This window comes from Serratia sp. PL17 (genome assembly GCF_017832355.1).
In the GTDB taxonomy this organism is placed as follows: domain Bacteria; phylum Pseudomonadota; class Gammaproteobacteria; order Enterobacterales; family Enterobacteriaceae; genus Serratia.
In genome coordinates this window covers 1,559,135-1,576,934 of sequence record NZ_JAFIBY010000001.1, presented here as the reverse complement: position 1 = coordinate 1,576,934, position 17,800 = coordinate 1,559,135, and the positions used below count along the sequence as shown (strand labels likewise).

Here is a 17,800-nt window from a genome sequence, read left to right as displayed (position 1 = left end):
CCCAGGTTTAAATCATCCAATAACTGACACCCAGCACGATGCCGTTCATGGATATATGTAGACTGATGGGCATTAACAGACCGTTTGATTTGACCCTGGCGACTATCAGCGTCAATGAAACACAAAACAGAATGAGTAGCATGCGCGCATCCGCATATTGTGTATGCAGTAAGGCAAAAAGAATCGATGTCACTATCGCTGCCCCGATTTTACCGCCGGCAAACCAGGTTTGAAACGCGCCATAAAGGCAGCCTCTAAAGACGATTTCTTCATAAATGGGGGCGAGGATGATCAGGGTGAGCTGCACCAAGAAAAACACGTTACCTTGGCGTGAAACCTGTTCAATGACCCAGCTTTCCGTTTTGGTTATGCCAAGTAAAGGTGGTGCAATAAATTGCAATGCCAAAATGATCAATAGAAAACCAAAGAATGAAGCGGGTTTGAAATTACCGGCACCAAAAGAAGGGCGGTTTTTATAAAATTTCAGGTATAGCGGAACGATAACGACAAACTCAATCACCAGTAATATAGGGACCAGCCATCCCTCGGCTTGCAGTTTTTCCCTGTTGGGGAAGAGCAGCGGTAGAAATGTCAGGGCTACCATCAACAAAAACGTGGAAAAGAACCCTTTGGTTTCCCTGTGTCGTGCGATTTCCTTATCCCAATCGGTCATTTTTATAATCCTTTATATTTTAAGTGATAATTGCTGTTATCCATGTGTTATCAGGCTCTGCCCGTGCAGGCAGGTCTACCTGTTCCCGGTCGATGACTGCATCACATGGCAAAAAAAAACACCGGAGGCTTACCTGCCGGTGTTTGTCTTGTGTGAGCGCTATCTCACGAGGTTATGCCGCCGGTCTGGCGATGACGCTGCGGGTTTCCATACGCACTTCGGCAATGGTGACTTGCAGGCTATCACCTTGGCGGTAGACAACTTCACCTTTGATTTGGACCGTGCCGGTTTCCTGGCTGCAGACCATTTCGTCACGGACCGCGTGAATAAACGGTGCTGGGATGAAGGCCACTGCGCCATTGTCCAGCAAACGTACCCGCAGACCGCCGCGAGTGACGTCGATGATTTCTGCGTTGAAGCGCTCATCGGTACCGGCTTTGTCTTTCAGGTAACGTGCATACAACCAGTCACCCACGTCACGTTCCGCCATGCGGTTCAGACGACGGCGTTCAGCCAGTTGAATGGTCACTTCATCTTGCGGTTTTTCGGCGGGCTGGCCGGTGATAACCGCTTTCAGCAGACGGTGGTTAACCATGTCACCGTATTTACGAATCGGTGAGGTCCAGGTCGCGTAGGCTTCCAGCCCCAGGCCGAAGTGCGGGCCCGGTGTTGTGCTGATCTCGGCGTAGGTCTGGGAGCGTCGGATACGGCTGTCGAGGAATTGGGTCGGCTGTGCATCCAGATGGCGGCGCAGTTCGCAGAACCCCTCTAACGTCAGCAGCTTCTCGGCTTCAGCTTCTACCCCGTTGGCTTGCAGAACGGTAACCGCTTGTTCAACCAGCAGCGGGTCGAAACCGGTATGCACGTTGTAAATACCGAAGCCCAGACGGTCGCGCAGTACGATAGCGGCGCAGACGTTGGAAGCGATCATGCACTCTTCAACGATACGGTTGGCGCTACGGCGTTGTTCAGTCACGATCTCCAACACTTCGCCTTTTTCGCCTAATACAAAGCGGTAATCAGGGCGATCTTTAAACACCAACGCATGCTGGTGGCGCCATGCGTTACGGGCATCACACACACGCTTGAGCAGCGTGATTTGTTGTGCAATGTCATCGCTTGGCGGCTGCCAGCCGGCAATGCCTTCCAGCCAGTCGGACACTTCGTCGTAAACCAGCTTGGCTTTAGACTCGATCTCAGCGGCAAAGAAGCGCATGTCATCGGCCAACGCGCCGTCGGCACCGATGGTTACGCGGCAAGCCAACACGTGGCGGCGCTGGTTAGGGCGCAGTGAACACAGGTTGTCTGACAGATCGCGCGGCAACATAGGGATGTTGAAGCCCGGAAGATAGTTGGTGAAAGCACGCTTGCGGGCGATTTCATCCAGCTCGCTGCCCTGTTCGACGTAAGCGGTCGGATCGGCAATGGCGATGGTCAACTGCAGCGTGCCGTCGCCGTTGTCCTGCACAAACAACGCATCGTCCATATCTTCGGTGCTGGCGCTGTCAATGGTGACAAAATTCAACGCGGTCAGATCTTCACGTGGCAAAGAGGCGTCCGGCTCGCGGGTAGCGATCATTTCCGGTGCTTCTTTTTCCAGATTGTGACGGGCTAGGGTAACCCACCACGGCGCAAGGTGATCTTCGCCATCGGTAATGAATTGGGTCAGATCGGCGTTGAAGCCGCGATCGCCTTTCAGCGGGTGGCGACACATTTCTGCGACCGCCCAATCGCCAGCCTGGAAGTCGTGGTTCAAACCACGCACAGGACGACACTGAATCGCGTCTTTCAGCAACGGATGATCGGGCACGATGGACAAACGGTCATCGCGCTTTTGCACACGGCCGACGAAGCGCGACAAGAAAGGCTCGATCAGGGTTTCCGGCTCGGCGATTTCGCGTTCTTTCTCGGTATGCAGCGTCGCGGTCACTCGGTCACCGTGCATCACTTTCTTCATGTACGGGGGTGGAATGAAATAGCTCTTCTGACCGTCTACCTCAAGAAAGCCAAAGCCTTTCTCAGTCCCTTTTACTACGCCTTCAACGCGCGGGGTCTGAGAGTGAAGTTGCTGTTTAAGCTGCGCCAGCAGCGGGTTATCTTGAAACATATCGTCCAGTGAATGGGTTGTGAGTGGCAAGATTTGCGGCTGACAGTTTTACGCGAATCACCCGCTGCGGGCAAGCCTAACGTCACGGTTTTCCTGCGTTGGGGCGCGATTTTGCGGAATATTGAGCATTCAAAAGGCAGGAATAAAACCCCGGCTTGAGACGCCGGGGGAAACGAGGGGCAGATCAGTCCTGTAGCGGTGAGGGCTGCAGAATTTCAATCCAGTAGTCATCGGGATCTTTGATAAAGGCCACGTAATTCATACGACCTTCATGCAGACGTTTCTGGAACGTCACGCCAAGCCGTTCAAAACGGTCGCAGGCAGCACGCACGTCCGGCACGGTCACACAGAGGTGGCCAAAGCCACGCGGCTCGCTGTTGCCGTTGTGGTAATGAAAATCGGCATGCTGTTCGGTACCGTGGTTATGGGTCAGCTCCAGAATGCCCGGTTGGCTCAGTGCCCAGCGTTTACGGGCATCGTCATCCTGTGGGATCTGGTCACGCGGGCTGCGGGTCAGGTAGCAAATGGTAAACGCAGCTTCGTTGAAGGTTTCCAGATACACCGGGGTAAAGCCCAGCACGCGGGTATAGAAATCCAGCGCTTTGGTTAAGTCCTTCACACGGATCATGGTGTGGTTGAACACGTAGCCGTCGGTGGCCGTTTCCGGTTGTGCGGTCACGCCCGGCAGCGTCAGTAAATCATTCAGTGGCATAGGGATCCCTCTTAGGTTGTTGATACGACTCTAGGGTAAATTAATGCTAATCTAAAGTGATTGTTTTTAACCAAAACACTCATTAAAAGTGAATGCTTCATGAAGCTGAGCCAGCTTAAATTTTTCTGCGCCGTGGTTGAACATAAAACCATTGCCGCCGCTGCACGGGAATTGCACTGTGTGCCTTCCAACGTGACATTACGCATCAAAGAGCTGGAGGATTCACTTGGCGGTGAGCTGTTCTTCCGCGATAAAAATCGGCTGTATGTGACACCCAAAGGCCGGTTGTTCTATCAGCAGGCAGGCGAAATTCTGGCTCTGGCGTCACGCAGTCAACATCTGTTCGCCGGCCGGCAGCCGCAGGGTTTGCTGAATCTTGGGGCACTGGACTTTTCGCTGATCAGCCATTTACCTGACCGTATTGCCCACTTGCGCCGCAGCCAACCGCAAATGCAGGTCAATGTGCTGAGCCGGGACTCGTTGGTGCTGGAGCGGATGCTGATTGACAGTGAGCTCGATCTGGCGCTGACAGACGGCCCCATAGAACACCCACTGCTGGCCAGCCGTGTGGCATTTGATGAACGTCTGGTGCTGCTGATACCGGCATCCGTAACGCAGTTAGACGCTGCAACTTTGGCGCAGTTGGAGTTTTATACCTTCAGTCGCGAGTGCTCTTTCCGTCTAAAAATAGATCACTGGCTAGCCTCACGGCAATTGAAGCCGCGTATGACGCTGGAGATGGAGTCATACACGTCGATGGCGGCCTGCGTAAAAGCGGGCTGCGGCGTGGCCTGCATTCCAGGATCGTTGCTGCCGATGATTTTGCCGTCGCAGGCGCTGAACGTTGTGGAGATGGGGGCGGAAGGGGTGAGCAATCTGTACTTTGTATGGCGCCGCCATCAACTCTCTGAGGAGTTGCAGACGGCTATCGATCTATTAGTGCGCCCGGCGTAAACCGGGCGCAGCAGATCAGGCAATGCGTAACGTGGGCTGTGCGACGCAACGACGGATAGCGACCGGTATTGACTTGGACGTCGGTGTGCCGGTGCCATCACCAAAACTGGCCAGCGGTACCAGCGGGTTGGTTTCGGGGTAGTAGGCGGCCAAATTACCGCGCGGGATATCGTAGCTCACCAGCTTGAAACCACTGACCTTGCGGGTTATACCGTCATTCCACAGGGTTTCGATCTCAACTAATTCACCGTCTTGCATATCCAGTGCGGCCAGGTCTTCAGGATGAATAAACAACACCTCTCGCTGGCCATACACGCCACGATAGCGATCATCCAACCCGTAGATGGTGGTGTTGTACTGATCGTGTGAGCGCAAGGTTTGCAGCGTGAAGGGCGCCTGACGGCCATCCAGTTGCGGGAACAGACTGTCCGGTAACGGTGCCGAGCCGAACTCTGCTTTACCACTGGGGGTGGCGAAGCGAAGTTCTGCGGCAGCGTTGCCCAGATAGAAACCGCCGGGCTGATCACAGCGACGATTGAAATCCTCAAAACCAGGGATCGTGGCGGCGATATGATCGCGAATCAATGAGTAGTCATCTGCCAGTTCCAGCCAGTCGAGCTGTTGGTTGCCCAATACGGCATCAGCGATACCGCAGACTATTGCCGTTTCAGAGCGTTGTGTTTCTGCTAGCGGCTTGCCGACGCCTTCAGAGGCATGCACCATGCTGAAGGAGTCCTCGACCGTAATGTATTGCGGGCCGCTGGCCTGCAGATCCTGTTCGGTACGGCCCAGCGTAGGCAAGATCAGGGCGTCTTTGCCGGTCACCAGATGGCTACGGTTGAGTTTGGTGCTGATATGCACCGTCAGGTCACAACAGCGTAAGGCACGTGCGGTGCGTTCGGTATCGGGTGCCGCAGCGGCTAGATTACCGCCCAGCGCCAACAATACCTTAACGTCGCCGCGCAGCATCGCTTCGATAGCCTCGACGGTGTTATGGCCCTGTTCACGGCGTGGCGAGAAGTTAAAGTGTTTCTCCAGGCTGTCGAGCAGGGCTTTAGGGGATTTCTCATCGATGCCCATCGTCCGGTTGCCTTGCACATTACTGTGACCACGCACTGGACACAGTCCGGCACCGGGTTTGCCCAATTGACCGAACAGCAGCTGCAAGTTAGTGATTTCACGCACCGTTGGCACAGAGTGTTTATGCTGTGTCACGCCCATCGCCCAGGTGCAGATTACGCGCTCAGCCCCCTGATAAATGGCAGCAGCCTGGCGCAACTGCGCCTCGCTCAGGCCGGACTGATGGGTGATCTGATCCCAAGTGGTGGCGTCGACCTGTGCCAAATAGCGCTCTACACCGACACTGTGCTGCTCGATAAAGGCCAAATCGAACAGGCCGGGCTCACCGGCGGCCAAACGCTGGCGGTGACCTTCCAACAGGGCTTTCACCATGCCGCGCACCGCCGCCATATCGCCACCGAGATTAGGCTGGAAGTAGGCAGAACTGATCGGTGATGACTTAGGTGTCAGCATTTGAATGGGGCTTTGCGGGTCGGCAAAGCGTTCAAGCCCACGCTCGCGCAGCGTGTTAAAACTGACGATACGGGCCCCGCGACTGGCGGCGTTTTTCAGGCTGTGCAGCATGCGCGGGTGATTGGTGCCGGGATTTTGACCAAACACGAAAATCGCATCGGCTTTTTCAAAGTCATCCATACGGATGGTGCCTTTACCGACGCCGATGCTCTGTTTTAGCCCCACGCCGCTGGCTTCGTGGCACATATTGGAGCAGTCAGGGAAATTACTGGTGCCGAGCATGCGACCGAACAATTGATACAGATATGAAGCTTCGTTACTGGCACGGCCCGACGTATAGAGTTCAATCTGGTTTGGATTGTCCATGCTGTTGATGTGCTTGGCGATTAACGCCAGCGCATCCGGCCACGCGATCGGTTCATAATGATCGGTTTCGGTGTTATAGCGCATCGGGTGGGTGAGTCGCCCCTGATACTCCAGGAAATAGTCACTTTGCTGGAGCAAGGTACTGACGCTATGGGCAGCGAAAAACTCAGGTTCAACCGCATTACGTGTGGCTTCCCAACTGACGGCCTTCGCGCCGTTTTCGCAGAAACTGAAGGTGCTGTGATTGTCGTCGCCCCAGGCGCAGCCCGGGCAGTCGAAACCGCGCGCTTTATTCACACGCATCAGGTTACGCAGGTTTTTCAGCGTCTGTTTGCTGTCGAGTACATAGCGAGTGGTGGCTTCGAGTGAACCCCAGCCGCCCGCCGCGCCGGTATAAGGCTTTATTGACGGTTTGAATTTCATATTGGTCTTCGCAGGTGGTTGTAGCTAAAAAGTGAACGCTTTTTTAAGCGTTTTCAGTGTTTATGTCACAAGTTTAGGAGGGTGAGGCACGGGCGTCTAATCGAATAGGACTATGGCGGCATAGAGCAAGTCTATCGCGTAGAAATGATTAACATACAAATCGTTGCATAATGACACCCGCTGAAAAAGAGTATTGATTCCGCTTTACCTCCGATTAATGCAGTCTATGCCTCAGATTATATTGGTATTTTATTTAGCCCCCAGGGCCTGAGGAACAGTGATTGAAGCATTTAACATTGGCGGTGATAACCGGTATTTTGCTGCCGTTGGCAGCTCAGGCGACAGATGCCCCCCTTAACTTTCCACTCAATACGCCGCCAGCGATAGACGCCGCCTCTTACGTATTGATGGACTATACCACCGGCCAGGTGCTGGCTGAGGCAAACGCAGATGAACGTCGTAATCCGGCCAGTCTGACCAAACTGATGACTGGGTTGGTGATTGATCATGCGCTCGACCAACACAAAATCGGTCTGGATGACGTGGTGACGGTGGGTAAAGACGCTTGGGCGGCGGGGAATCCGGTATTCAAGGGATCATCGCTGATGTTCCTGAAGCCAGGTGACAGGGTCACGGTTCGCGATCTCAGTCGGGGCATTATCATTGACTCCGGCAACGACGCCTGCGTGGCGATGGCCGATTATGTCGCGGGCAGCCAGGCGGCGTTCGTGAAGCTGATGAATGAAAAGAGCACCCAGCTTGGCCTGCAAAATACGCATTTCGAAACGGTCCACGGCTTGGACGCCCCGGGCCAGTTCACCACCGCCGGTGATTTGGCCGTAATTTCACGCGCCATCATCATGAGTGAACCGGCGGAATATCATATGTACAGCGAAAAATCGCTGACCTGGAATGGCATCACCCAGCAGAACCGCAACGGGTTGCTGTGGGATAAAGCATTGCAGGTAGACGGGCTGAAAACCGGTCATACCGAATCTGCCGGTTTTAATATTATTGCTTCAGCGACTGAGGGTGACCGCCGGTTGATTGCGGTGGTGATGGGCGGTAAAAGCGCGAAAGGGCGCGAAGAGCAGGCTCGCAAATTGCTGACCTGGGGCCTGCGTGATTTTGCCACGGTCCATCTTTTCAGCGCTGGGCAACGTTTGGGGCAGGAAAAGGTGTGGTATGGCGATCGCCATGAGGTCGCCGTGGGTAGCGCGCAGGATCAATACATTAGCCTGCCGAAAACGGAGGCGAACAAGCTGAAGGCGCAATATGTGGTGACTGCAACGCGCCTGGATGCACCACTGGAACCAGGGCAGCCGGTGGGTGAAATTCGCATCAGTGACAACGGTAACCTGTTGAAGACGTTACCGCTGGTGGCGTTGCAACAGATCAAACAAGGCGGCATGTTCTCGCGACTGATGGATGCGGTAAAACTGAAAATCTGATGCTTGGGGCGCTGGGCGCGGCGCCCGAAATTCTGTAGCAATGATATACTCAAGCCAGTCGTGATTCACTGAGCCGTTTTATGGATATTAAGCAACTGATCTACCTGTGTAATCTTGAGCGTGAACGCCACTTTGGCCGCGCGGCGGAGGCCAGCTTTGTCAGCCAGCCGACGTTATCTATGCGGCTGAAAAATTTGGAAAAAGAGCTTGGCGTGTCGTTGATCAACCGTGGTAACAACTTCGAAGGTTTCACTGCCGAAGGAGAGCGGGTGCTGTCGTGGGCGCGTGAGATTGTATCGGTTTATCAGGGGTTGAAACTGGAGGTGGAGTCGCTTAAGCACGGCCTGAACGGCACGTTGCGGATCGGTGCTGTACCGCAATGCAGTATATCCTTGGCGCAAATGCTAAAGGCGGTCAGCGAGCGATTTCCCCAATTAGATTACCGGGTCTCGGTGTTGAGCGCCGATCAGCTACTCGAAGCGCTGACGGCGCATACTGTCGATATCGGTATCGGTTTCTTTGAACTGTCCACGTTGCAAGAGCTGCACTTTCAGTCGCAGCCCTTGGCGGACGCTGGCGTTGAGTTGGTTTTCCACCCTGAACACTTTCCCGAATTAGTCGGCGACGCGCCACTGACGTTGGAGGACGTGGCTGCATTGCCACTGTGCCTGGCGGAACCGACGCGTTACTTCCGTCGTTACCTCGATCAAAACTTTCGCGAGGCCGGTTTGACGCTGCATGTGCGTATGGAAACTACGTCGATATTCCAGTTACTGCAGGGAATTTTTGTCGGGTTGGGCTGTGGGTTATTCCCGCCTGGCAACCTGTTGCCGACCATGATGCCTGAGTTGCATCACCGGCCGGTCGCTATCGCTGCCATGCCGCGCCATGCCGCAGTTGTTGTTGCTGAGCCTGGGCGTGCATCACCGTTGGCGCAGCACTTCTTTGATGCTGCGCGCGGCTGGTTGTTACGATAACGCTTCCGCTTGGCTTTCGCTGACACCCTGTGTGTCGCCAAGGGTTTGGCGTAAACGGTTTTCCCAGGCGTAGAGTGCGCCAGTCAGAATGACGTCCAAGGCCTGTGCCTGGTTCAGGCCGCTGTTAAACAACGGCTGTACGCTGCGTGGAGTGAATTTTTCCGGCGTGCGGGTCAGGTCTGTGACAACACCGATCACCGCATGAGAGACGGGATTATTCACACTTACCAGCCCGTGGTGAATGCTGGCAAAGAGCGCATTCGTCAGCGAGTCGTCCTGAATATCCTGTGCCACGGTTGAGGCGCAGTAACGACTGCCGTTAATACGAGAAACCGCCAGTGTTGCCAGCGCTTTCAACCGCCCGGATAAGCCGTACCCGTCAGCATTAATGCTGTTAAAGACGCCATTGCGTTCACGTAGCGCTGGGGCATCGTGGGCCAGCAACAGGTAATATGATTCGCTGCGGGCATCGGGGTGGCTCTGATCAAGTACGTCTAATTGCTCCGCGCGAGCGCTGTCCAATTCAACAACCGATAACCGGGACTGCCACCTCAGTTCTTCTTCCGTGAATTCTATCCCTGCTGCATCGTCTATCTTGGGGAAGCCCGGAACCACGCCTGCCGGCCGCCCAGCTAATGCGGCCACACCCGCAACCACTCTTGCCTGATAACTGACAAAACCGATGATTTGCGAAAACGTCACGATATCCGCCGGACTCAGCCCGACGTCACTCAACTGTTGCAGCGCCTTACGGCAAATCAACGTTGGTTGTGTGGCAAGCTGGCGTGCATATTGAGTGATTTGTGCGAGACGGATATTACTTTCACGTGAGGCATCGGGACTGTAAAGCGGGGCAAGGCGGGCCGCGTAATGACTACAAAGAGACTGAACACCGGTGACCTGGGCTACGGTCAACGCGGTACTGAGGCGGTCATAGGGTGACAGTGTCACTGCTCGTGTTAACGCGACCCGATCGGGAAACAACACGTGGTAACTGGCAAGCGAGGCGTTGAATACGCCAGCCCGGGCAGTGAGTGCGGTGTTCAGCGCTTCGTCGGCAAAGGCACCCAGCCCGAGTAAGAACCGGTCGCGAATACCTGCCGCCTGCGGCTCCAGTGGTTGCTCCCCGCGTACGCTGCTTTGGGTTTCGTGATACCACTGGGCATTATGTTGTCGACGTAGTAGTTCCATAGAGGATAATCCTTAATCAAGAGCAACAGCCACCGGTGCGGCGAGCAACGGCGGCAGGGCAAAAGGCAACATGCCCGAAAGCGGGCATGAAATGACAGGATTAGCGCTGGCCATCGCAACACAGTGCGTGACCATAAACAGAGAAACCTGCGGCTAAAGCGAGCAAAAACTGCGCGAGTCGACGATGGCGTAGGTTGTTCATCAGTGCGATATCCTGTCGTTTAAGAAGCTCAACGTAGGGGATATCCTCACCGATTCGATTGGCGAGATAAAATAATGTTACGTGCTAATCAATAACTGAATGGAATAAAATATAATGATATATAACAAAAATGTAGTTTGTATCTGAGGTTTTTGGCTAAGGGCCGGCCGAATTCCGGCGGTAAAAAACCCGCTCGGGAGCGGGTTGTCTTCGTTAGGCTGGCTGTCAGAACCTACCGCCGTCGCGCCGCCAGGCGTCAGCCGTGAGCGCTTCGCCGAAGTGGCTCGCAATCAGACGTTTGGTCAGATCATGTAATGGCGAAGCCAATACCTCGGCGGTGCTGCCGCGCTCAACGATTTCCCCTTCGTGCATCACCATGACCTGATCGCTGATGTGTTTCATCATCCCCAGATGCTGAGTCACGTAGATATAGGAGATGCCATGCTTCTCTTGTAGCTCGAGCATCAGGTTAATGATTTGCGAGCGCATCGACATATCCAACGAGGCCAATGCTTCATCAGCCACAATCACTTTGGGTTGCAGGATTAGCGCACGGGCCAGCGCCACTCGCTGTTTTTGGCCGGAGGCCAGCATGTGCGGGTAATAATTGGCGTGATCGGGCAGCATCCCCACTTGGCGTAATGTCTGGTTGATTTGTTGCTCGCGCTCTGGCGCAGCCATGTCCGTATTAAGCCGTAACGGAGCATCAAGCAGCTGGCCGATACGCTGGCGCGGATTGAGTGAGGTACTCGGATCTTGAAATATCATGCGGATCCGCTGACTGCGATAGCGATAATCGCCGTAGTTAAGTCGATGGTCATCGATCAACAGTTCGCCGGATGATGGCTCTACCATGCCGGACAACATCTTGGCCAATGTTGACTTCCCCGAACCGTTCTCACCGATAATCGCCAGCGTTTGCCGTTCGCGCAGGGTAAAGCTAACCGATTTCACCGCTTCGACATGTTGGCGGCGAAATAGCCCGGTACGATAGCGGTAGGTTTTGCTCAGATTGCGCACTTCCAACAGCGTTTCCATGTTATTGCTCCTCCATGTTCAGCGGGAAGTGGCAGGCGAACAGGTGGTTTTTTACCGGACGCAGACGCGGTGTCTCAATGCACTTTTTCTGCGCATAGGGGCAGCGCGGCCCCAAACGACAACCGATCGGCAAATGCTCCAGCGACGGAATGGCTCCAGGCAGGGTGTTGAGGCGGCTTTTATGCGGCAATGCGCGGCCGAAATCCGGCATTGCGCGGATTAACGCCTGCGTGTAAGGGTGATGCGGTGCAGCCAGCAGATCTTCGCACTGGGCGCTTTCTACCGTTTGGCCGCAGTACAGCACGTTAACCCGATCGGCCCATTTGCTCATCATTTGCAAATCGTGACTGATCAGCAAAATGGTGGTGTTGTTGTTTTGGTTCAGGCGCGCCAGCAAACGGAAAATTTGCGCTTGGGTGGTGGGTTCCATCGCGTTGGTGGGTTCATCGGCAATCAGCAGGCGCGGCTGATTAGCCAGCGCGATGGCGATCATCACTTTCTGGCACTCGCCGTCGGTCAGCTCGTAAGGGAAACTGCCCATGATGTCCTTATGATCCTTGATGCCGACACGGTGCAATAACTCAATAGCGCGACGTTTGCGCCAGTTAATGCGTTGCCACCAGCGGCCTTTATAGGTCCAACCGGGGATTGCCTGTGCCAACTGGCGACCAATGCTTTCAGAAGGATCCAGACAGGACTGTGGCTCCTGGAAAATCATCGAAACATTGTGGCCAACCAGCTTGCGGCGCTCACGTGGCGTTAGCTGCAACAGATCAATATCATCAAAGCGGAAACGGTCAGCGGTGACGCGCCAGTTGTCCTTGGTGACGCCACAGATGGCTTTGGCGATCAGGCTTTTGCCTGAGCCGGATTCGCCCACGAGCCCGCGGACTTCACCTTCGCTCAGCGTCATGCTGACGCGGTCAACCGCTTTGACCGGCCCTTCGGCAGTCATAAATTCAATTGTCAGGTTGCGGATATCAAGTAATGGCATTATTCCACCCCTGTATTGATTGCACGACGCATACCGTCGCCCAGCAGGTTAACCAGCAACACACTGAACAGGATCGCTGCACCTGGCAGCATCACGGTCCAGGGGGCTACGTACACCAGTTCCAACGAATCGCCGAGCATGGCCCCCCATTCCGGGGACGGGAGCTGTGCACCAAGATCGAGAAAGCCCAGGGCGGCAATGTCCAGAATGGCCATCGACAATGCGCGGGTGAACTCGGTCACCAGCACTGCGACAATATTAGGCATTACGGCGTACCACAGGATTTGCAATGTGGAGGCGCCGTCGAGACGTACGGCCACCACATATTCTTTTTCCAACTCGTCGTGCACTGCGCTGTAGATAGTACGCACCATGCGTGGCAACAGCGCCAGCCAAACGGCTAACATGGCGTGCTCGAGTTTTGGCCCGAGGAATGCGACCACGACGATCGCCAGCAGCAGCGAAGGAATGGAAAGCAGGGTATCGAGAATATGATTCAGCACCGCAGAACGCAGGCCACGGGTTACCCCGGCGAATACCCCGAGAATCACCCCGACAAGGGCGGCCGCAAGGGTCACCAGTAGCGCCGAGCCAAACGTGGCCGCGGTACCGGTCAGCAGGCGACTGAGAATATCGCGGCCAAGATCGTCGGTGCCGAGGAAGAAGGAAACGTTGCCGTAACGCGACCAGGAGGGCGGCAATAACTGATAGCCGAGGAATTGCTGATCTAGCGCATAAGGTGCCAACAGACTGCCAAACAGCGAAAGCAGCAATAACGCTATCACGCCGTAGAAGCCAATCATCGCCAATGCATCACCGTAGAAAATCCGCCAGGTATAGAGTAGCGGGCTTGGCATTTTCTTTTCGCGGTATACGTTATCTAAGGGCATACCATTCCTTATGCTTCAGTGGGTTGGTGGCAGCACCTAAAATATCAGCCAATACGTTAATGGTGATCACTAAGGTACCGACCACCATGACGCCGGCGGAGATTGCCGCATAATCTTGCTGGCGGATGGCGTTGATCATCCAACGCCCGAGGCCTGGCCAACTGAACACCACTTCGGTGATCATCGCCAGCGTCAGCATCGTGGAAAATTGCAGCCCCAGCTTGGGAATGATCGGTGGCAGTGCATTATGCAGCACGTGGCGGCGAATAATGGTGAACCGGGATAAACCCCGGGTGGCCGCGGCCTTGATGTAGTTTTGGCTGAGGACATCGTCGGTGCTGATGCGCATGAGGCGTACCACTTCGGTTGTCGGTGCCACCGCCAGCGCGGCAATCGGCAAGATCATATGGCGCAGTGCGCTGCCGATCATTTCAGTGCGATAAGGTGAGTCGGACAGCCAGGCGTCAATCAGGGCGAAACCGGTGATAGGTTTAACCTGATACAGCAGATCAAAGCGGCCGGAAACCGGCAGCCAGCCAAGATGCAATGAGAAAAACAGCATCAGCAGCAGCGCCAACCAAAACACGGGCATCGAAAAACCGAGCAATGCAAAGGTGCTGATGGCGGTGTCTTGCCATTTACCACGCATCACGCCGGCAATAATGCCAAGAGGGATGCCGATAAACAGCGCCAGGGTGAAAGCCAGAATGCACAGTTCCATGGTTGCCGGGAACACTTCTCGCAATTGTTCACTGATCGCCTGGCCGTTAATGCTGGAAACGCCAAAATCCCAATGCAGCAGGCTGACAAAGTAGAACTGATAGGCATCCAACAGAGCGGCACCGTTGAGTGGTGCGCGCGGCGTGAAATAGCTCAGGCTAAAGCTGACCAACGTCAGGAAAAACAGCGTGATCAGCAGCAGCAAGAAACGGCGTAAGGTAAAGATAATCACTTTTTCGGCCCCTCCGCAGACTCACGGTACACCCCGGCGAATGACGCATTGCCGAATGGGCTCAATACCAGTCCTTTGATGTCGTAACGGTAGGCCTGCAGACGCAATGAAGACGCCAGCGGCAGCACCGGCAGTTGCTGTTCAAGTATTTTCTGCGCCTTCTGATAGTTCTCGATGCGTTGTGATAATTGCTGCGACAGCAGGGCATTTTGCAGCACTTCATCAAACCCTGGGTCACACCAGTGAGCATAGTTGGTTTGCGAGCGGATTGCTGCGCAGCTCAGCAGCGGGCGGAAGAAACTGTCCGGGTCATTACTGTCAGTGGCCCAGCCGGTGAGGGTCAGATCGTGATTCATTTCCATCAAGCGGGCTTCCTGGAAACGGCCTTCGACAGGCACGATGGTGACTTTAATGCCGACCTGAGCGAGATCCGCCTGGATCAATTCAGCGGTCTTTAACGGGCTGGGGTTATAGGATTGCGATGCCGTTGGCACCCACAGGCGCAGGCTTAGCGACTCAATACCCGCCTGTTTCAGTATTTCGCGTGATTTGGCCGGGTCAAATTCAGTGACATGTGCTTCGTTATCATAGGCCCACGAGGCGCGCGGCAGAATTGAGGCGGCTGTTTCCGCCGTGCCGTAGTAAATCGACTGCATCAGGCGTTGGTTGTTTATCGCCAGTGAAATTGCCTGACGGACTTTCAAATCATTAAGCGGTGGTTTACGGGTGTTGAAGGCCAGATAGGCGATATTCATGCCCGGCCGCAGCGTCAGGCGCAGGCGCGGGTCATCGCGCAGAATCGAAAGCTGACTGGCGGCAGGATAGGCCAGCACGTCACATTCACCGGTCAACAACTTGGATAACCGACCGGTGCCGCCGGCACCCAGGTCGATCACCACCTGTGGCATGCGCGGTTTGCCTTTCCAGTAAACATCGTTGCGCGCCAGACGAATATATTGCCCGGAACGGTATTCATTTAACAGGAACGGCCCGGTACCAACAGGTTCACGGTCGATCATTTCTTGGTGGCCTTCACGCGTCAGGTCATCTGCGTATTCTGCCGACAGCACGGGCGCATAATGGGTAGCGATATGCCACAAGAAGGAGGCGTCAGGCGCTTGCAGCCGAATTTCTACCGTATAGTCGTCGAGCTTCTTCACGCTTTGTACCGAGTCGCCAAACTGCAAGCTATCGAAGTACGGATATTCGCCGCCGTTAACGTCGTGATACGGGTGTTTCTGGTTAAACACGCGCTCAAAGCTGAACACCACATCGTCGGCATTCAGTTTTCGGGTCGGTGTGAACCAGGCCGTGGTCTGGAATGGCACATCTTTGCGCAGATGGAAACGGTAAGTTGCGCCGTTATCCAGCACTTCCCAGCTTTGTGCCAGTTCGGGGATCAACCGATAGGTGTAAGGATCGACATCCAACAGGCGATCGTAAAGCTGTGCGGCCAACGTGTCGACGGTCAGGCCGCTGCTGGCCATCTGCGGGTTAAAGGTATTGAGTATGCCGCTGACACAATAAACAAAACCGCTCTGGCGGATATCCGGCAACGGCTGCACCGCAGCGGGCGAAGGGGGTGTCGCTGCCAGAGCTGAACTCGTAAGGCACAACGACAAGATCCAAAGGGGTAAACCACGCATAGAGGCTTCATGGGTTAATAAGCAATAGCATTAGTGTATCGCACTCTGGCGAACAGCCCAATCCATTGAGCAAAATGGCTGAGTTTTCTGCTACTTGATTGAACAATTCGCGGTCGTTGGCAAAAAAGTTATATTTGTTATGTTATAACATTACAAATTCATGTTACCGTTCTCTGGCAATGTACCAATAATCGCAAGGGGATGTATGAACAAGGTTGCACTTCCACCCTGCCAGCCGCTGCCGGATGCACAGGCATGGCAGGGCGCAATGAGTGATGTCGGGCTCGATTGGGTCGGGATGCAAGGGATTGCTCTGCCGCTGGAATTGGCAGGTAAGCCGCTGATGGCTCGGGTCAACGTTGGGATCAATCTGCGTGCCAACCAGCAGGGTTCGCGAGGCATACATATGTCGCGTCTTTATCTGGCGTTGGATGAATTAACGCAAGGGGAATTGACGCCGCAACGCATTGCCGACCAGCTGCGGGCTTTTTTGGCGTCCCAGCCGGAGAACAGCGATCGCGCAAATCTGAGTATCAGCGGCGAACTGCTGTTGTCACGTCCGGCGTTGTTGTCACCACACCGTGGCTGGAAAGCCTATCCGCTGAAAATTGACGCCACGCTGACAACCCTAATGACGCTGTCGTTGACGGTCGGTGTGCCGTATTCCTCTACTTGCCCAAGTTCGGCGGCGCTGAGTCGCCAACTGGCACAGCAACAGTTTCAGTTTGATTTCGAACAGGCACCGGACGCGGTTGACCAACAGCAGGTTATCGATTGGCTTGGAGAACAGGGAATGCCTGCCACACCTCACAGTCAGCGCAGTTGGGCTTGGGTGACGGTCACATTGAATGACAGTGAAACGGTCTTGCCGGTGATCAATTTAATTGATCGTATCGAGCATGCGTTGGGGACGCCGTTGCAGACGCTGGTGAAACGCCGGGATGAGCAGGCATTTGCCCTGGCCAACGGGCAGAACCTGATGTTTTGTGAGGACGCTGCGCGCCGTTTGTACCGAACATTGCGCAGCCAGTGCAGTCACCGTGCCTTTTCGCTGCGTGTGGAGCACCAAGAGAGCTTGCATGCACACAATGCAGTGGCGGAATTGAGTTGGGGAGAACATCAGGATGCTACGTAAAAACCCGAGTGGCCATTTGCCGCAGGTCTCGCCGAAAGCCTATATCGACCCTACCGCCATTATCTGCGGCCGGGTGATTATTGAAGATTTTGTCTACGTAGGGCCGTACGCGGTGATCCGCGCGGATGAGCTGAATGCAGCCGGTGACATGGATCCGATCATTATCGGTTCCCATTCCAATATTCAGGACGGTGTGGTGATCCATTCGAAAAGCGGCGCGGCGGTTACCATCGGCAGTTTTAGTTCTATTGCCCACCGTGCCATCGTTCATGGCCCGTGCCGTATCGACGATCGGGTGTTTATCGGCTTTAACAGCGTGCTGTTCAATTGCCACATCTGCTCCGGGTGTGTGGTGCGCTACAACGCGGTGGTGGACGGCGTGACGCTCCCGGAAAACCTGTATATCCCCTCAACCGAACGTGTCGGCGCCGACAGCGATCTGTCGTTGTATCCGCAGGTTGATCGCAACGCCCTGCAATTTTCTGAAGAGGTAGCGGCCACCAACGTTGAATTGGTTCGCGGCTACCAGGCATTACGCAATGAGTTTTGAGTGAGG

15 protein-coding genes are annotated in these 17,800 nt (G+C 54.8%); 5 read left to right on the top strand and 10 right to left on the bottom strand.

Annotation, left to right across the window (positions count from 1 at the left end; all coding sequences use genetic code 11):
- Positions 1-7 precede the first annotated feature (7 nt).
- The 3 genes from JOE25_RS07550 to gloA form a co-directional block, all read right to left on the bottom strand.
- Positions 8-673 (bottom strand): type II CAAX endopeptidase family protein, encoded by a 666-nt coding sequence (locus JOE25_RS07550; RefSeq protein WP_209633785.1) that lies wholly within the window; start codon positions 671-673, stop codon positions 8-10.
- A gap of 172 nt (positions 674-845) precedes the next feature.
- A complete protein-coding gene (locus JOE25_RS07545; RefSeq protein WP_209634221.1) occupies positions 846-2,780 on the bottom strand; it encodes an exoribonuclease II in 1,935 nt (644 codons plus the stop codon).
- 184 nt (positions 2,781-2,964) lie between these two features.
- Entirely contained in the window at positions 2,965-3,492 is a 528-nt protein-coding gene (gloA, locus tag JOE25_RS07540) for a lactoylglutathione lyase (protein ID WP_209633783.1), read from the bottom strand.
- A 99-nt stretch (positions 3,493-3,591) separates the two neighbouring features.
- Between gloA and JOE25_RS07535 the strand changes: the two genes are divergently transcribed.
- The gene (locus tag JOE25_RS07535) at positions 3,592-4,446 is read left to right on the top strand and encodes a LysR family transcriptional regulator (protein ID WP_209633781.1); all 855 of its coding nucleotides are present in this window, start codon (positions 3,592-3,594) and stop codon (positions 4,444-4,446) included.
- 15 nt (positions 4,447-4,461) lie between these two features.
- Here the strand turns inward: JOE25_RS07535 and JOE25_RS07530 are convergent, their stop codons facing one another.
- On the bottom strand, positions 4,462-6,768 hold the full coding sequence (locus tag JOE25_RS07530; RefSeq protein WP_209633779.1) for an FdhF/YdeP family oxidoreductase: 2,307 nt from the start codon (positions 6,766-6,768) through the stop codon (positions 4,462-4,464).
- A gap of 281 nt (positions 6,769-7,049) precedes the next feature.
- Between JOE25_RS07530 and dacD the strand changes: the two genes are divergently transcribed.
- Both dacD and JOE25_RS07520 read left to right on the top strand, forming a co-directional pair.
- A complete protein-coding gene (gene dacD, locus JOE25_RS07525) occupies positions 7,050-8,219 on the top strand; it encodes a serine-type D-Ala-D-Ala carboxypeptidase DacD (RefSeq protein WP_209633777.1) in 1,170 nt (389 codons plus the stop codon).
- Between the two features lie 80 nt (positions 8,220-8,299).
- Positions 8,300-9,196: a LysR family transcriptional regulator gene (locus JOE25_RS07520; RefSeq protein ID WP_209633775.1), complete on the top strand. Its 897-nt coding sequence runs from the start codon at positions 8,300-8,302 to the stop codon at positions 9,194-9,196.
- Here the strand turns inward: JOE25_RS07520 and JOE25_RS07515 are convergent.
- The 6 genes from JOE25_RS07515 to sapA form a co-directional block, all read right to left on the bottom strand.
- Complete coding sequence (locus tag JOE25_RS07515; protein WP_209633773.1) at positions 9,188-10,387, bottom strand: peroxidase-related enzyme; 1,200 nt, start codon at positions 10,385-10,387, stop codon at positions 9,188-9,190. The genes JOE25_RS07520 and JOE25_RS07515 overlap by 9 nt on opposite strands.
- Before the next feature lie 427 nt (positions 10,388-10,814).
- Positions 10,815-11,627, bottom strand: coding sequence for a putrescine export ABC transporter ATP-binding protein SapF (gene sapF, locus JOE25_RS07510; protein WP_209633770.1), 813 nt, complete (start codon positions 11,625-11,627; stop codon positions 10,815-10,817).
- 1 nt (position 11,628) lies between these two features.
- A complete protein-coding gene (sapD, locus tag JOE25_RS07505; protein WP_209633768.1) occupies positions 11,629-12,621 on the bottom strand; it encodes a putrescine export ABC transporter ATP-binding protein SapD in 993 nt (330 codons plus the stop codon).
- Positions 12,621-13,511 carry a putrescine export ABC transporter permease SapC gene (gene sapC, locus JOE25_RS07500; RefSeq protein WP_209633765.1) on the bottom strand — a complete coding sequence of 297 codons (891 nt, stop codon included), beginning with the start codon at positions 13,509-13,511 and terminating at the stop codon, positions 12,621-12,623. The genes sapD and sapC overlap by 1 nt, the downstream gene beginning before the upstream one ends.
- Positions 13,498-14,463, bottom strand: a complete 966-nt coding sequence (gene sapB, locus JOE25_RS07495; protein WP_209633762.1) for a putrescine export ABC transporter permease SapB — start codon at positions 14,461-14,463, stop codon at positions 13,498-13,500. The genes sapC and sapB overlap by 14 nt, the downstream gene beginning before the upstream one ends.
- The gene (gene sapA / locus JOE25_RS07490) at positions 14,460-16,109 is read right to left on the bottom strand and encodes an ABC transporter substrate-binding protein SapA (protein ID WP_209633760.1); all 1,650 of its coding nucleotides are present in this window, start codon (positions 16,107-16,109) and stop codon (positions 14,460-14,462) included. Before sapA ends, sapB begins: the two co-directional genes overlap by 4 nt.
- Positions 16,110-16,314: 205 nt before the next feature.
- Between sapA and folE2 the strand changes: the two genes are divergently transcribed.
- Together folE2 and JOE25_RS07480 are read left to right on the top strand one after the other, a co-directional pair.
- Entirely contained in the window at positions 16,315-17,244 is a 930-nt protein-coding gene (folE2, locus tag JOE25_RS07485) for a GTP cyclohydrolase FolE2 (protein WP_209633758.1), read from the top strand.
- Positions 17,234-17,794 (top strand): carbonate dehydratase, encoded by a 561-nt coding sequence (locus JOE25_RS07480; protein WP_209633756.1) that lies wholly within the window; start codon positions 17,234-17,236, stop codon positions 17,792-17,794. The genes folE2 and JOE25_RS07480 overlap by 11 nt, the downstream gene beginning before the upstream one ends.
- The last annotated feature ends 6 nt before the right edge of the window (positions 17,795-17,800 follow it).

What these genes read in the sequence shown, in the direction of transcription:
- JOE25_RS07550 (WP_209633785.1), bottom strand. Translation starts at nt 673, where the DNA reads ATGACCGATTGGGATAAGGAAATCGCACGACACAGGGAAACCAAAGGG.
- JOE25_RS07545 (WP_209634221.1), bottom strand. Translation starts at nt 2,780, where the DNA reads ATGTTTCAAGATAACCCGCTGCTGGCGCAGCTTAAACAGCAACTTCAC.
- gloA (WP_209633783.1), bottom strand. Translation starts at nt 3,492, where the DNA reads ATGCCACTGAATGATTTACTGACGCTGCCGGGCGTGACCGCACAACCG.
- JOE25_RS07535 (WP_209633781.1), top strand. Translation starts at nt 3,592, where the DNA reads ATGAAGCTGAGCCAGCTTAAATTTTTCTGCGCCGTGGTTGAACATAAA.
- JOE25_RS07530 (WP_209633779.1), bottom strand. Translation starts at nt 6,768, where the DNA reads ATGAAATTCAAACCGTCAATAAAGCCTTATACCGGCGCGGCGGGCGGC.
- JOE25_RS07520 (WP_209633775.1), top strand. Translation starts at nt 8,300, where the DNA reads ATGGATATTAAGCAACTGATCTACCTGTGTAATCTTGAGCGTGAACGC.
- JOE25_RS07515 (WP_209633773.1), bottom strand. Translation starts at nt 10,387, where the DNA reads ATGGAACTACTACGTCGACAACATAATGCCCAGTGGTATCACGAAACC.
- sapF (WP_209633770.1), bottom strand. Translation starts at nt 11,627, where the DNA reads ATGGAAACGCTGTTGGAAGTGCGCAATCTGAGCAAAACCTACCGCTAT.
- sapD (WP_209633768.1), bottom strand. Translation starts at nt 12,621, where the DNA reads ATGCCATTACTTGATATCCGCAACCTGACAATTGAATTTATGACTGCC.
- sapC (WP_209633765.1), bottom strand. Translation starts at nt 13,511, where the DNA reads ATGCCCTTAGATAACGTATACCGCGAAAAGAAAATGCCAAGCCCGCTA.
- sapA (WP_209633760.1), bottom strand. Translation starts at nt 16,109, where the DNA reads ATGCGTGGTTTACCCCTTTGGATCTTGTCGTTGTGCCTTACGAGTTCA.
- folE2 (WP_209633758.1), top strand. Translation starts at nt 16,315, where the DNA reads ATGAACAAGGTTGCACTTCCACCCTGCCAGCCGCTGCCGGATGCACAG.
- JOE25_RS07480 (WP_209633756.1), top strand. Translation starts at nt 17,234, where the DNA reads ATGCTACGTAAAAACCCGAGTGGCCATTTGCCGCAGGTCTCGCCGAAA.